General features: G+C 61.9%; 10 protein-coding genes and 1 tRNA gene. 8 read left to right on the top strand and 3 right to left on the bottom strand.

Translation table 11 applies throughout. The annotated features are described in order from the left end of the window. The first annotated feature begins 31 nt into the window (after window positions 1-31). On the top strand, window positions 32-490 hold the full coding sequence (locus AC2ETI_RS13205; protein WP_020970009.1) for a MarR family winged helix-turn-helix transcriptional regulator: 459 nt from the start codon (window positions 32-34) through the stop codon (window positions 488-490). Window positions 491-494: 4 nt separating this feature from the next. Here AC2ETI_RS13205 and ssb read toward each other — a convergent pair whose 3' ends face one another. Both ssb and AC2ETI_RS13195 read right to left on the bottom strand, forming a co-directional pair. Then, window positions 495-908, bottom strand: a complete 414-nt coding sequence (ssb, locus tag AC2ETI_RS13200; RefSeq protein WP_007733347.1) for a single-stranded DNA-binding protein — start codon at window positions 906-908, stop codon at window positions 495-497. Window positions 909-1,089: 181 nt separating this feature from the next. Then, on the bottom strand, window positions 1,090-3,225 hold the full coding sequence (locus AC2ETI_RS13195; protein ID WP_259119227.1) for a bifunctional copper resistance protein CopD/cytochrome c oxidase assembly protein: 2,136 nt from the start codon (window positions 3,223-3,225) through the stop codon (window positions 1,090-1,092). Between the two features lie 97 nt (window positions 3,226-3,322). Here AC2ETI_RS13195 and AC2ETI_RS13190 point away from each other — a divergent pair. From AC2ETI_RS13190 to AC2ETI_RS13165, 6 genes are all read left to right on the top strand, one after another. Beyond that, window positions 3,323-3,398: transfer RNA gene (locus tag AC2ETI_RS13190), tRNA-Arg, on the top strand. A gap of 119 nt (window positions 3,399-3,517) precedes the next feature. Next, entirely contained in the window at window positions 3,518-3,676 is a 159-nt protein-coding gene (locus tag AC2ETI_RS13185) for a hypothetical protein (RefSeq protein WP_259119225.1), read from the top strand. Between the two features lie 452 nt (window positions 3,677-4,128). Continuing rightward, window positions 4,129-4,272, top strand: a complete 144-nt coding sequence (locus AC2ETI_RS13180; RefSeq protein WP_021333432.1) for a hypothetical protein — start codon at window positions 4,129-4,131, stop codon at window positions 4,270-4,272. Window positions 4,273-5,404: 1,132 nt separating this feature from the next. After that, the gene (locus tag AC2ETI_RS13175) at window positions 5,405-10,024 is read left to right on the top strand and encodes a DUF5979 domain-containing protein (protein WP_483634087.1); all 4,620 of its coding nucleotides are present in this window, start codon (window positions 5,405-5,407) and stop codon (window positions 10,022-10,024) included. A gap of 125 nt (window positions 10,025-10,149) precedes the next feature. Then, window positions 10,150-10,293, top strand: a complete 144-nt coding sequence (locus tag AC2ETI_RS13170) for a hypothetical protein (protein ID WP_003945342.1) — start codon at window positions 10,150-10,152, stop codon at window positions 10,291-10,293. 66 nt (window positions 10,294-10,359) lie between these two features. Beyond that, on the top strand, window positions 10,360-11,175 hold the full coding sequence (locus AC2ETI_RS13165) for a class E sortase (RefSeq protein ID WP_477847572.1): 816 nt from the start codon (window positions 10,360-10,362) through the stop codon (window positions 11,173-11,175). Between the two features lie 364 nt (window positions 11,176-11,539). On the opposite strand, the gene AC2ETI_RS13160 is transcribed toward AC2ETI_RS13165, so the two are convergent. Beyond that, window positions 11,540-11,809: a putative quinol monooxygenase gene (locus tag AC2ETI_RS13160; protein ID WP_256921976.1), complete on the bottom strand. Its 270-nt coding sequence runs from the start codon at window positions 11,807-11,809 to the stop codon at window positions 11,540-11,542. Between the two features lie 225 nt (window positions 11,810-12,034). Here AC2ETI_RS13160 and AC2ETI_RS13155 point away from each other — a divergent pair, with 225 nt between their 5' ends. Next, a complete protein-coding gene (locus AC2ETI_RS13155; RefSeq protein WP_019749120.1) occupies window positions 12,035-14,212 on the top strand; it encodes a glutamine synthetase III family protein in 2,178 nt (725 codons plus the stop codon). The last annotated feature ends 70 nt before the right edge of the window (window positions 14,213-14,282 follow it).

The raw sequence follows: 14,282 nt of genomic DNA, 5'->3' as shown, positions 1-14,282 counted from the left end.
AGGCTGACACCAACAACGCTAGACTGACGCCATGCATTCCCGAGAGCGCGAACTCACCGACGTCGTGATGTCCGTGGCACGGCTCATCCGCCGACGCCAAGTGGCAGCGCTGGAACCATTCGGTCTCTCGCCGTCGCAAAGCCGAGCGCTGCGAGTACTGACCCGAGTGGGCGAGCCGGTTCGACTCGGGTTTCTTGCCGAGCGATTGCGCATCGTTCCGCGGTCGGCGACCGACGTCGTGGATTCCCTCGAAGAGGCCGGATGGGTGCGCCGCACTCCCGATCCGAACGATCGGCGAGCTGTATTACTCGAGCTCACCGACGCCGGCGCTACCCTCGCTGCCGACGTCGCGAAAGCTCAACGACGAGAATCCTCGGATGTGTTCGACGACCTCGACGAATCGGAGCGAGCAACTCTCACCGAACTTCTCGAGCGAGTGGACGCGGGGCACGACTCTCGGCCCCGCGACTGCCCGAAACCCTCGATCTGAGTTCTCACGCAGCGACGGTGTCGACTGCGTCCTCGACATTCTCCGCCGACGTCGGCTTGCTCTGACGCTCGATCTTCGAGATGCAACGAGCAAGGTCCGCGCCAACTGCCGTCGCCCGCAACTCGAGATCGGAACGAGGCACACCCTCTTTGGTCGTGTACTCGTTGGTGCGCAACTCCCCCGCCACCATGACCGGATCACCCTTCATGATGGATGCGCCGACGCCGGTGACCAACCGCCGCCAGCAGCTGACCGTGAGATAGAGGGTCGCTCCGTCCGTCCACTCTCCGGTCACCGCGTCTTTGCGACGCGTGTTGCTCGCCATCCGAAAGCTCAGCACCTCTTCGCCATTGGTTGTCTGCCGCTTCACCGGATTGGTGATGACGGTTCCGACAACCGTTGCATGCGTTTCGTACATGTCCGATCCCCCTTCGAACTCCAGAACCCGCCAACTGCCGCGGGGCCGATCACTGCGTCGGCAGTTTCGATTGTGGAACGGCAAACGCCTGGCTCGGGATTTCGATTTCCACCTGTGCATCGGCGGGACAGCTGTGGAGAAACAGCACTGCCCGAGCCAAACGGCCCGGGCAGTGTCGGAGCTAAGTGCTAGTGGAGGATTCGTCGGATTTCTTCTCGCTGGGTGTCTCGTCCGCAGAGTCCTCGCTTGCAGTCTCCGCGTCAGCAGCCTCACGCGGTTTCCACCCCTCGCGGTCCCGCCTGGCCAATTCGGCGAACATGGCGTTGTGAGCAGCGAGGTCGGCGTCGTGGTCACGCTCGGCCGCACGGTCCGTTCGGCGCGCGGTCCTTCCATCACTGCGCGACCACTGAACCAGCAGCGCGAGCATGACCACCATGAGTGGGATCTCGCCGGTCGCCCACGCGATGCTGCCGCCCAGCTGCTGATCGCCGATCAGGTCGTTGTTCCAACCGAGTCCGAGCGAGCGGAAGTACGCGCCGCCCATGACGGCGGTGGTGCTCATCAATGCCACGCCGAAAAACGCGTGGAACGGAAGTGAGCCGAAGACCATCGCCAGCTTGGTCACCGGCTGCAATTGGCGTGGTGACGGGTCTATTCCGATCGCCACCCAGTAGAAGAGATAGCCGCTGAGGATGAAGTGCAGGTTCATCAGCAGGTGAGCGCTGTGCGAGTCGACGGTCGCGCCGTAGATTCCGCCGAGATACAGCGCGTAGAAACCGCCGACGAAGAGAACTGCCGCAACGATCGGGTGGGTGATGAATCGTGAGAACGGGCTGTGCAGCGCGGTCAGAATCCACTCGCGAATGCCTGGCACGCCGTCCTTGCCCGCCGGATCGAGCGCCCGCAGAGCCAAAGTGATCGGCGCACCCAGAACCAGCAGGACTGGGCCCAACATCGACAGCGCCATATGTGCGCCCATGTGAACGCTGAAGACTGCCGGCGCGTACTTGCCGACACCGGACGACGTGGCGATCAGGAGCACCGCGCAACCGCTCATCCAGGCGATGGTTCGGCCGACGGGCCAGGAGTCTCCACGCTTGGCCAGCTTGCGCAGGCCGATGCCGTACAGAATCGCCGCAGCAATTGCGGCGGTGCCGAACATGAGGTCGAATCGCCAGTCCGTCACGAACGCCATGAACGACGGCGGGTCCGGAAGGTTGTAACCGAGTTCGACCTCGGGGATCGAGGGAATCGACAGCGGCGGAGGCGGCGGGGTACGACCGAGGCCGATCGCGAGACCGATGGTCGCCGCCATCACGATCGTTTCAGCGCCGGCAAATCGAATCAGAGCAGAGCGACTCTTCGGGTTCTCCGCCAGTGCCGGCAGCGCCCGACTCCGCTGAGCCCAACCGAAGAACCCGAGGATGATCAGTGCAACCGTTTTCGCGACGATCAATCGTCCATACGTCGTGGTGAAAACGTCGTCGAGAGGCAGACGGACAATCGCGTTGATGACGCCGCTGAATCCCATGACGACGAAGCAGATGGATGCGACCGTCGAAAAGCGTCGAGCCGCTACGTCGGTGTAATCGCCGCCGCGGCGCGCGTGTGCCAGTAGCGCGAACAACCCGCCGGCCCAGAGCGAAGCCGCCACGAGGTGCAGGATCAGACTATTGGTAGCGATGTCATGCGAGCCGCCCGAAGACGAGTGACCGGTGAGAGCAAGCGGCATCAGTCCGAGAAGACCGACCAGCAGCAGGAGCGGTGTCCACCACCAGCGCAGTGTCAGTCGGGCCAGGATCGCCAGAACAACCGCGATGATCGCCGTCCAGCGCCAGGCGCCGGCGATCTCGACCTGATCGAGTCCCGACCAGAGGTTTGCCGGTTTGATCGCTTCGGCGAACGGCTGACCCGACGTGTCGGAGAGCGTCAGAGGCACCATCATGAACGAACAGATTGCCCACACGATCGCGGCGTGCGATGCAGTTCGGACTGCTCGATAGCCATCGACGTCGAGGACGCCCGACTTCTGCGGCGGCACGAAGAACGCGGCCAACAGCAGTGACCCGATCGCGATGACCGCGGCGATCTCCCCCAGTGCACGCATCGCGGGGAGGCCGTATGTGGTGATCGGACCTGGATCCGGGATACCCAGAAGAGTCAGTGCCTGCGACGCGGAGAATCCCACCACGACGGCTGCGGTGAGCCCTGCGATGAGTCCACTGACCACGAATATCGCGGTCGAAGAAGCGGGTGCACCGCTGTGCTGTGTGGACTCCGGTGGGGAATCTGTCGGCGCGAGGTCGGGTGTAGCCATACCTCAAGGGTAGGACCTTCGCGAACCGACTACGACAACGCGTCGGAGTTGGGCGGCGCGCGTCACATCCCGAACCCTCGAGTATGATGTTCCACGCGCCTCCGTAGCTCAGGGGATAGAGCAAGAGCCTTCTAATCTCTTGGTCGCAGGTTCGAATCCTGCCGGGGGCACCACAAGATTTTGATTCACGGATAGTCACACTGCGTGGACGAGCGGCCACTGGGCAGAGCAGTCCGATACGGACCGAAACCTAGCCCACAAATTACGTGCCGTCCGCAGTAATCTGCCACGCATGAAGAAGGCACTTCCGAAGACCCTGAAGTCACTCGCCCGGACCGTTGGAATCCTGGCACTCGCGATCGTCGTGGTATCCGTCGTCGAGAGGTTCACCGGCGCACACCACCCGACGACCGGTCCCGCCTCGTTGACCGGACCCGACCAATCGTTGTAGCCCTTCCCCTGTGGCAAAGGTCGTCTCACGAAGTTCTACGACAACGAGCCGGTAGCCAAGAATCCACCACTGCCGGCTGAGTCGCATGCAACACGCTAAGCAGAGCCGCCGCACAGTGTCACAGAATCTCTGGGCTCCGGATCCCAGGGCGTAACAGCAGCCGGAGTAGTCGGACCTTGCTGGCGGCCGTGGGCGTAGCACCATTGACACAAGCTGCGTCAGAATGGTTGAGCGAGAACTCGATTCGAAGTTCTAATTTCTCGAAGTTTCCAGGGAGCCGCGAGAGGCGCCGGCTCTGGGACCTCGCGGCTACTCGGTGCGGTTGCTCGGATGTGGCGACTGCGCACCGACCGAACCGGCCGCATCCGCCGTCAGCGACTACGCAACGACCGTCACCATTTGACTCCGGGCATCGAAAGCGCTCGAAAAGTAAGCCATTTCATCGTGCCGAGATGCGCGAGAACGACCTGAACTTGCGAGGTCTCGAGATCTTCGAAGAAGCCTCCGACGTGGCATTTTCCGAGATCCACTCACATCCCAGGCAGTGCCTCATCCGTGCGCACAAGAGCGTCGCCAAAAGTCGCTGCGGCGCGTGATCAGCTGGACTGACGTAACCGTACCGAAGGCTTTCTACGAAAAGCTGGGCGATTCTTCGTCTCGAAATGCCATGTCGGCCCCCGAAGCATTAGCGACGGTTAACTCAGGCCGAAATCCAATCTGCTAAGAAAAACGAATCTAATGTGACCCCTATCTCTGGATCCTTTCAGAACAGGGGCTTCGATGACGCGCGACTGAATTCACCCCCTAATTCACCCTCCTCCTATACACAGAAAAATGATTTGCATTTATGTCGAGCGTGTGTGCACAGATAATTCGCTCCACGCCTTGTCGTTCCGACAGCAAATAAGGGGCGGTGAACTGCATAAAGGCCCATTCGGTACAGCAGCGCCGACTCGGCTCGGCCGCTCACCGATTGTCGACAAGGGCCAAGGCAGGCATGCAACTGATGGTCGAGATCGAATTGTGATGAACCAGCCAGTTAACTTGAAAGAAATCAACGGAAGATAGATATACCCAGGTAAGCGCAGTTTTTCTTGCATGGACGCACGTCCATGGCGTGTCCAGCTATGCGATTTGCTCGTGTTAGATTCCTGATTGCGCATCGCCCGGTTTGCGCCTTCTGCGTTGTTTGCGCGGAATTTGCATCTTCTCGCGAACGGCCCCGCGCACATTTCTTTACGTTGTGCCAAAGAAAGGAATTTCATGAAAACCGTCACGGCAGCGAAGCACGCAGCACGAAGACTCCCCCTCGGAGCCATCGCACTGTTGCTATTGCTATCCGGGATGGTGCTCATGCCCGAACTGCAATGAATCGCGCAGGAAAGATCCTCGGCCGCAGCCTTTAGTACCTCGTAGGTCGTCGCGTTAGGTAATACCGGCGGTCGATCTTTCTTGGAATTTCCTGGCCTACCCAGAGCCGGCCGTCGGTCTGCGCTGGCGCCAACCAGGTCCGATTACCAACTGTTCGGCTCCGCAATAGGACGCCTGAGAATCACCAACGCTCGCATCCAGGCTCCAGAGCTGCTCAAAGGTCCCGTTTCGCAATTCGACGGCCCCGGAAACGGGGCCCAAATCATGTGTTCTGAACGAAAGGTGTTCGTCATGCGTAACCGTGTCTTCCCACGCCGTGCCGGGGAGGGGGTGGTGTCTCGGTGGGCAGCTTTGGGGATGATCGTTGCGGTCCTGGCGCTGGTCATATCGTCGTTCTCATTCGTCCAAGTTGCCTCAGCAGATGACATCGGGACCTCGACCACCACAGGTCCGACCACCACAGTTCCGACCACAACGAAGCCGCCCGCGACTACGACGGAGGCGCCACCGAAAACGACGGCGCCGCCTACTTCCACGTCGGAGTCACCCACTTCTGCGAAACCGCCGATCACAACCACGGCGCCCCCGTCTACGACTTCTGTGGCGGCGCAGCGACTGGCCGCACGCGGAGTCAATCCCGGCATCGATGTGAAAATCACCGACGTCCAGGTCGAGGGAAAGAACGACCAGCAGATCACGGTCGGGGACTCCGTCACGGTGAAGGGCACCTGGGACGCGTCAAGCGCGAGCCCGCAACCGGGCGACCAGTTCACCATCGGATTCCCTGACGAGTTGAAGCTCCAGTCCAACCCGACGATCGCGCTCGAGGGTGACGACGGGACGGTTTGGGGCACATGCGATCTGGTTGCTTCCACCAATCTGATGACGTGTGTTCTCTCCGATGCCGTGGCGGATCGCCCGGACGAGGTGAAGGGCGATTTCTTCGTCTACACCAAGGCTGTCGCGTACACCACCGAAGAGAAAGTTGATTTCACGATCAACGGCAGTTTCGACGTGACGCACGAGCTACCCGGCGGTGGCGGCATCAGCGACGGCAGCGTGATCAGCGCTGCCAAGAAGTCCGGCCAACTCCAGGGCAACAAGCAGTCTGTGCGCTGGACCATCGACATTCCCGGTGCCGATCTGGCCGCACTGGACGCGGGCGGCACCGGTTCGGTGACCCTGAGCGACGCGCTCTCAGAGAACATGAAGCTGTGTACGGGCAACCTGCTCAACGCGAAGCTGTTGTCCGGTCGCCCGAACGATCTCAAGCCGGTCGCAGGCGGCGTCACCGTCACCCAGAGTGCCGCTGGAGATCCAGTCAGCATCGCGCTCGACAACGGCGGCCCCTTCGAAAGAAACAAGCTCTACCGCATCGAGTACACCTCGTGCACAACCAGCGGCGAAGTGGACAACACGGGCACCGTCTACGACAACTCCGTGACCATCGGCGGGAACACCGTAGGCGCGGCAGGCGTCGGCCAGGATTGGTCGCCACAGACCGGGCCGTCGAAGTCCGGCGGTTGGGCCGGGGGCACCCGGTACAGCGAGATCGACTGGAGCATAACGCTTCCGGGCACTTTCATCGCGAGCCTCCCCGACCAGAAAGTCATCATCAAGGAGACTCTCGGCGCCAATCACGAGGTCTGCGAGGGCGGCCTCGTCCCGACGGTCTGGCGCGCGAACCGTCTACCCGGGCTGAACGGTGAAACAACCAACCACGTCAACGTCACCTCCGAGTTCGACATCGACGCTTCCGGTGCCACGGCGAGTGCCCAATCCTTCAGCATGACCATCACGCCGAAGGAAAAGATCAAGCAAGACTCGACGCAGTACTACTACGTGAAGTTCCGGTCCTGTGTGATCGAGAAGGAGGTGCCGGACTCCTCTGATGTGTTCACCAATACGGCGGTCGTCAACGGCATCTCCAAAGACGCTTCGGTGACGGGGCCCAAGTTCGAGGGCGGCAAGACCGGCACGCTCAACACCGAACCGAAGGACGTCGCGGGCGAGAAGCAGCCTGCCGGCACGACCATCGACTGGAAGGTGCAGGTCTCCGGGCACACCCTCGAGGGCCTCGACGCACCGGCGGTCATCACCGACACGTTCTCCGACAGCTTGGCGGTGTGTGATGTCAGCGGCGATCTGAAGAAGGACCTCAATTTCAAGGTCACCGCGCGCGACTTCCTTGCAAAAGAGGGCGGGACGGACATCACCGCGGGCACCACGGTCACACGCAGCGGCGACAACGGGATTGCCATCACCCTCCCGAAGGACGCGGGCGACTACAACCGTGAGACACGCTATTACGTCGAATACACCCTCTGCACCAGCAGCGGTGGGCTGGATCAGCGCGGCACGGTTTACGGGAACTCGGTCTTCTACAACGGCAAGACTCAGTCGACGCAGAGTGTCAAGCAGGAATGGGGCGGTGGCGGCACCGGTCAAGGTGTGTCGCGGGGCTCGTTCTCGCTTCTGAAGGAGATCGCTCCCTTCTCCGAGAAATTCCCGCAAGACACCGAGTTCACCGTGAAAGTCGAGGAGTTCGCCCCCGGGCAAATCCCAGCGACCGACGCCCCGGTGAGCTCCTACGAGATCAAGGTGAAGGCTGACGGGACACCGGTCAGTGGGATCAACCCCCGCGGAACCGGCTGGCAGATCCGACTGTCCGAGATCAACCTCCCCACCGTTGACGGTGTGTATTTCGAGAGAGGGACTTTCCGCCCGTCAGAGGGTGTGACGCTCAACGGGGACCGCACCGAGGCGCTGGTGACCATCACGCCGAAGAGCAATGTCGGTGTCACACTGCTCAACAAAGCGAGTCTGGGATCGGCGCGGATCACCAAGTCCGTCATCGGTGACGGAGCGCGCACGGGACTCGAGGCTTTCGTCGTCAACGCAGAGATCGCCTTTGGTGACGACGCCGCCGGCAACGAGTTGCGTCAATTCACTCTGAAGGACGGTCAGCACTACGAACTGGGCAAATTGCCCATCGGAGCGAAAGTCACCTTCACCGAGGTACAACCGATGAACACCGACCTCGTGACCTGGTCGGAGCCGGTGATCAACCCGAAAATGCTCACCATCGGCACCGATGCGTCGGCGAACACGGTCTCCGTCACCAACGAGGCCAAGATCACGCAAGGCACCTTCGAAGTGAGCAAGAAACTCACGGGCCCGAAGGCGTTCGACAGGGCCGTACCGGCGAGCTTCGACGTGATTGCCACCTGGCTCGATACGGACGACAAACCGCAGAGCAAGACACTGTCTCTTCCGTCCGACGGCACCGCGGTTCCGTTCGGCGAGAACCTGCCCGGCGGCACCGAAGTCACACTGACAGAGCTGGTTCCGGCAAACGGTGACGGTCTCGCCTATGGCGTGCCCGCATACTCCGGGAATGTCAGGATCAATCCGGACAACGCAGCCGTGGTGACCATCGGCAAGGATCTGCGCAAGATCGAGGTGTCGAACTTCGTCGACGTCAACGACGGCACTCTGCGCATCGCAAAGCAGGTCGGCGGTGAGGCCGCCGAGGCCGTCGGCGACGACGTGGAGTTCACGGTCGAGGCGCGTTGGCGCGACGGTGTGGAATACCGCACCCAGGTGCTGAGCGTCAAGCAGGGACAGACCACACCGCTCGGCGTCGACCTCCCCGTCGGCACCGAGGTGACCTTCACCGAGACCGGCCGTCCCGATGTCGACGGAGTCGAGTGGGGCACGATCTCCTGGGGAACCAGCCCGGAAGGCGAATCGTGGCTGCATTCGAACCTCGACGGCATCGCGACGGGCATAGTCTCCGACGACCCGACCGACGGTCGACTGATCACGCTGTCGAACGAGGCGCTGTGGAAATTCGGATCGGTCGAATTCACGAAGTTCATCCTCGACGCTGACGGCAACCCCGTCCGCGCCCCCGAGGCCGACCTGCCTGACAGCGCGACGTTTGAGGTCCGTATCGACGGAATCGATCCGGCGCTCCCCGCCGGAACCGATTTCCCGGCAGTGGGCCAGACCATCACCCTCGATGCCGGAAACGACTGGAGCTGGACGTCCGACGAGGTTGTGCCGCGGAACACCGTGATCACCTTCTCCGAGGTCGACCCCAAGCCCCTGGCCGGTATCGACTGGGCGCGGCCGTATTACTACGTGTCCGCGGATGCCGGTGACGCCGAATACCGCGACACCGTCAAGGCGGTAGCCGGTGAGAAGGCTGTGGTGGAGATCCACAACCGCCCGATCCCGACCACCGAGGTGGATATCGACAAGATCGTGACCGGCCCCAAGGGCGGCCAGGTGGCAAAGGACGGATCCACGATCTTCCAGGTCACGGCTACGTGGACGGACATCGACAATGAGGCGAGGTCTTGTGTTCTCGATGTCAGACCGGGCGCTTCGGTCACTCCGACCGCCCAGTGCGACGCAGCCGTCATCGACGGCCGGGTCCAGTTCCCGCTGAACACCGACATCACTTTCACAGAAACCGGTGCTCAAACTGACGTCACCAACGTCAAGTGGGGTGAAGTGATCTGGGGCGTCAAGGAAGGCAAGGCGGACGTCTCGAATATCGACGGCGAACCGACCGCAACTTCCGTCAAGCTCACCGGCGAAGCAAACAAGTCGGTGGTCCTGGGACTCGAGAACAAAACCAGCAGCAATGGGCTGATCATCATCCCGATCCCGATCCCGCTGCCGCCGTGGGAAATCCCGACGTGGCCGGGCTCTGAGGTACCCGGAGGACCAGGCACCGACGTGTCGACTCCCGGCAACAACACTCCCGGCAATAACGGTGGTGGACACAACGGTGCTCCGGGCACGCCTGCTCCGGGAAATCCTGCTCAGGCCAAACCGGACCAGTCATCGTCCCTGCCGGTAACCGGCGCGAACGTCATCTGGCTCGCCGGTCTGGCGCTGGCGCTGATCGGCGGTGGCGCATGGCTCACCCTGCGTAACCGCAAGCGTGCACCCGGCCGGGAGTAACTCCCAACCAGGAATACCGAAACAGGGCGGGTGGCGACCTACGCCTGGTCGCCCCCGCCCTGTTTCACCGTCACGGCGTATCTATCTCGCGGCCCCCGTGGCCCACCCCTCGAAGGAGAAACACCATGTCATTCCTCCCGTTCCCGATCGTCATCGAAGGCATCGAGACCACTGGTTCTGCCGCGATCGACGGGCTCGGTCGCCTGTCCGTACTCCTTTACGATCTCCTCGGCGGTACCGGAAGCGCCACGATCAACGCGGGCAGCTAGTTCGATACGGCACCAATTCGACACATCAGCTAGCTCGGTAGATCTGTGAAGAGGAGACCCCGGTCCGTGAGCGATACCAAAGTTCCAGGGCGTCGGCGGCCGGGCACAGGCCAGGTAATCGGCGAACTGCTCCTCACGGCCGGGGTCGTCGTCCTGCTGTTCGTCATCTATGAGGCGTTCTGGACCAATATCGTCTCAGGGCGGCTCCAGGACGAGCTCAACAACAGTCTGGAGGAATCCTGGGCCGAAGTCCCCGAAGCCCCAGGAGCGATCGACGGTCAGCCGGTGTCCCCGCTGATCCCTGTGCTCGGCGAGGGATTCGCGCGCGTGCATTTCCCCACACTCGGCGCCGCGTACGCAATCGTCGAGGGCACACGCAACGAGGACCTGCGGGCCGGCCCCGGCCACTACCCGGACTCGCAGATGCCCGGCGAAGCCGGAAACTTCGCGCTCGCCGGGCACCGCAATGGTTCCGGCGCAGTCTTCCAACACCTGGATCGACTCGATGCATGCGATGCCGTCGTCGTGGAGACCGAGTCCCAGTGGATGACGTACCGGTTACTCCCACTCGACCAGGCCTCGCCCGAACGTCGCGCTGCGGCGAAAGCCTGCTTGAATCCCGAGCAAGCCGATCGGGTTTCCGAAGGCGACTACGCCCATCTCCTCGGGCGGCACATCACCGTGCCCGGGGATGTTGCGGTCGTCAACCCGCTGCCCGGAAGCCCTTGGGCCGAGCCCGACGCCACGCTGGAAAGTATGTTGACACTGACCACGTGCCATCCGCTCTACTCGAACAGCGAACGCTTGATCGTCCACGCGGTTCTCGTCGAAACAATCTCGAAGACTTCGGGCACCATTCCCGCGGCATTCCAGGAGCAATGAATGTACGGCTACCTCTGGGGCGCGCTCCCCGGCCCCCGACCAGTGAAGGCCCTGCTGGCGATCGTTCTCTTGGTCGCGGTGGTGCTGCTACTCATGGAAGTCGTATTTCCTTGGGTGTCAGAGCATATGCCCTACTCCGACGTGACCGTATAGAGCGCCCGTGCAGGTCGGCCGACACCGGCACAAGACCCGGCTGGAGCCCGAAGGCGCTGTCCTACATCGGACTCGACGGACCTACGATGATTCTAGCGTGTCGATGCAAACCAGTTTCCGCGTGTGTCGGAACGGCTCGCCTAGTTGACGCTCGAGGGCCTCCGGAATGTTCGTTCGACGCCTGAGCGAGCACTGAGACCGGACTCCGCCGCTACAGAACCTTCGTGAAGATCTGCGCCGGCGCTGCCGTCTCGAGCTTGTCCAGCGCCTCAACCAACCTGACGAAGTGCTCGGTATGAGTGTGGGCGTCGAGGTGCTCCTGCGATTCCCATTCCTCCGCCAACACGAGCTCGCAGGGATTGTCGGTGCGCTGCAGTAACTCGTAATTGATGCAGCCGTCCTCTTTTCGGGTCTCGGTGACAAGTTCGTCATACAACCGAAGCACTTCCGCGAGATCGCCCTGCTCCACCGTTGTTGACACCAACACCCTGATCACAAAGACTCTCCGATTCGACTGTCCTGCAATAGCCCGTCGGCTCGAAGTCTGCCGTAGACCTCCGACAGATCGACATTTCCGTTGTGACTCGAAGTTTGCGGACAGGCGCAATATCTACGAAACACCCCCGACTCCGGAGGTTCGTAGGGTTTGCCGAAGTCGGGCTCGCAATCAGCAGCGCAGCCCTGGGCCCGGGCGAGGGGTAAGCACATGAGTGGAAATGCAGTTCGCTTGCAAGCGATCAAGGACGTCGAGGCCTACACACCTCCGGTGGTCAGTTTCACCACCGACGAGACACCCGGCGAGGTGTTCGGTGCCAACGTCTTCAACAAGGTGGTCATGCAGAAGCGACTGCCCAAGCTCGTCTACAAGTCGGTGATGGCGACGATCGAGCAAGGCAAACCGCTTGATCCCATGGTCGCCGATGCGGTCGCGTCCGCGATGAAGGACTGGGCGTTGGAGAAAGGCGCAACCCACTACGCCCACGTCTTCTATCCACTGACCGGGTTGACGGCCGAGAAGCACGACAGCTTCCTCGAGCCGGTCGGCGACGGCAGTGCACTGGCGGAGTTCGCCGGCAAGACCTTGATCCAAGGTGAACCCGACGCTTCGAGTTTCCCGAACGGCGGGCTGCGCAACACATTCGAGGCTCGCGGATACACCGGCTGGGATGTCACGAGCCCGGCCTACGTTCTCGAAAACCCCAACGGCAACACACTGTGTATCCCGACCGTGTTCGTTTCGATGACCGGCGAAGCGCTCGACCACAAGACTCCCCTGCTGCGTTCACAACAGGCAATGGGTTTCCACGCCGAACGAATCCTGAAGTTGTTCGGCCACGACGACCCCGAGCACATCGTGTCGTTCTGCGGTCCCGAGCAGGAGTACTTCCTGATCGATCGACACTTCTTCCTCGCCCGCCCCGACCTCCTCAACGCCGGCCGAACACTCTTCGGCGCAAAGCCGCCCAAGGGCCAGGAGTTCGACGACCACTACTTCGGGGCGATCCCGGAACGTGTGCTCGGATTCATGATGGACACCGAGCGGGAACTGTTCAAACTCGGCATCCCCGCCAAGACACGGCACAACGAGGTTGCGCCCGGCCAGTTCGAAATCGCCCCGATGTTCGAGCGAGGCAACATCGCCGCCGACCACCAGCAGTTGCTGATGACCACCTTCAAAACCATCGCCAAGAAGCACGGCATGGAATGTCTGTTCCACGAGAAGCCGTTCGACGGTGTCAACGGCTCCGGCAAGCACGTCAACTTCTCGCTGGGCAACTCCGAACTCGGCAGTTTGCTTGTCCCCGGCGACAATCCGCATGACAACGCCCAGTTCCTCGTATTCTGCGCCGCAGTCATCCGGGCCGTCCACAAATACGCCGGCCTCCTGCGCGCGTCGGTCGCATCGGCAACCAACGATCACCGTCTCGGTGCCAACGAGGCTCCCCCGGCAATCATCTCGATCTTCCTCGGCGATCAACTGGCCGACGTCTTCGAGCAGATCGCCAAGGGCGCGGCAACATCGTCGAAGGACAAGGGCACCATGATGATCGGAGCCGACACCCTTCCCGTCCTGCCGACCGATCCGGGCGACCGCAACCGCACGAGCCCATTTGCCTTCACCGGCAACCGTTTCGAGTTCCGCGCACCAGGATCGCTGCAAACAGTCAACGGCCCGATGGTCACCATCAACACGATCATGGCCGAGGCCTTGGACTACATGGCCACCGAACTGGAGGCCGCGGTCGCCGACGGCGCCGATTTCGACACCGCCGTCCAGAATCTGCTCACCGAGATCATCACCAACCACGGTGCGGTTGTCTTCAACGGCGACGGCTACTCGGAGAACTGGCAGATCGAGGCCGAGTCTCGCGGCCTGCCGAACCTTCGCACGACGCTGGACGCCCTTCCTGAACTGATCACCGAGTCCTCGATGGAACTCTTCGAGAAGTACAAGGTCTTCAACCACCGAGAGATGCACAGTCGCTACGAGGTCGGACTCGAACAGTACGCACTGAGCATCGGCGTCGAGGCACGCCTGGCCGCCGAAATCGGTACGACGCTGATCCTTCCGGCTGCAGTGCGCCACCAGACGGAAGTTGCGCAGAACTTCGTCGCACTGAAGTCCGCCGGCCTCGAACCGGATTCAGCTCCGCTCGAAGAAGTGTCGGCGCCCGTTGCGGCTCTGCGCACAGCGCTCGCGGCCCTGCGCGCAGCAATCGACACCGACGCCGGCGAGTCGCCATTCGATCAGGCCAAGCACGCACAGGACGCACTCCTGCCCGCCATGGCAGAGGTACGTGCAGCGGCCGACTTCCTCGAAACCATCGTCGCCGACGATCACTGGCCACTCCCGACGTATCAGGAAATGCTCTTCATTCTCTGAGCATCACCCGAATATCACTACCCACAGAACTATGGCCTGCAACTCGATCGAGTTGCAGGCCACAGTTGTC

It is taken from the genome of Rhodococcus sp. MurmanLake-1 (genome assembly GCF_056945715.1).
Note: the sequence above shows the minus strand (reverse complement) of the source record. Positions and strands in the feature narration are given on the sequence as shown.

Bases quoted from the DNA above. Each gene is read 5' to 3' on its own strand.
- AC2ETI_RS13170 (WP_003945342.1), top strand. From the start codon at position 10,150: ATGTCATTCCTCCCGTTCCCGATCGTCATCGAAGGCATCGAGACCACT.
- AC2ETI_RS13195 (WP_259119227.1), bottom strand. From the start codon at position 3,225: ATGGCTACACCCGACCTCGCGCCGACAGATTCCCCACCGGAGTCCACA.
- AC2ETI_RS13155 (WP_019749120.1), top strand. From the start codon at position 12,035: ATGAGTGGAAATGCAGTTCGCTTGCAAGCGATCAAGGACGTCGAGGCC.
- AC2ETI_RS13175 (WP_483634087.1), top strand. From the start codon at position 5,405: ATGATCGTTGCGGTCCTGGCGCTGGTCATATCGTCGTTCTCATTCGTC.
- AC2ETI_RS13205 (WP_020970009.1), top strand. From the start codon at position 32: ATGCATTCCCGAGAGCGCGAACTCACCGACGTCGTGATGTCCGTGGCA.
- AC2ETI_RS13185 (WP_259119225.1), top strand. From the start codon at position 3,518: ATGAAGAAGGCACTTCCGAAGACCCTGAAGTCACTCGCCCGGACCGTT.
- ssb (WP_007733347.1), bottom strand. From the start codon at position 908: ATGTACGAAACGCATGCAACGGTTGTCGGAACCGTCATCACCAATCCG.
- AC2ETI_RS13180 (WP_021333432.1), top strand. From the start codon at position 4,129: ATGCGCGAGAACGACCTGAACTTGCGAGGTCTCGAGATCTTCGAAGAA.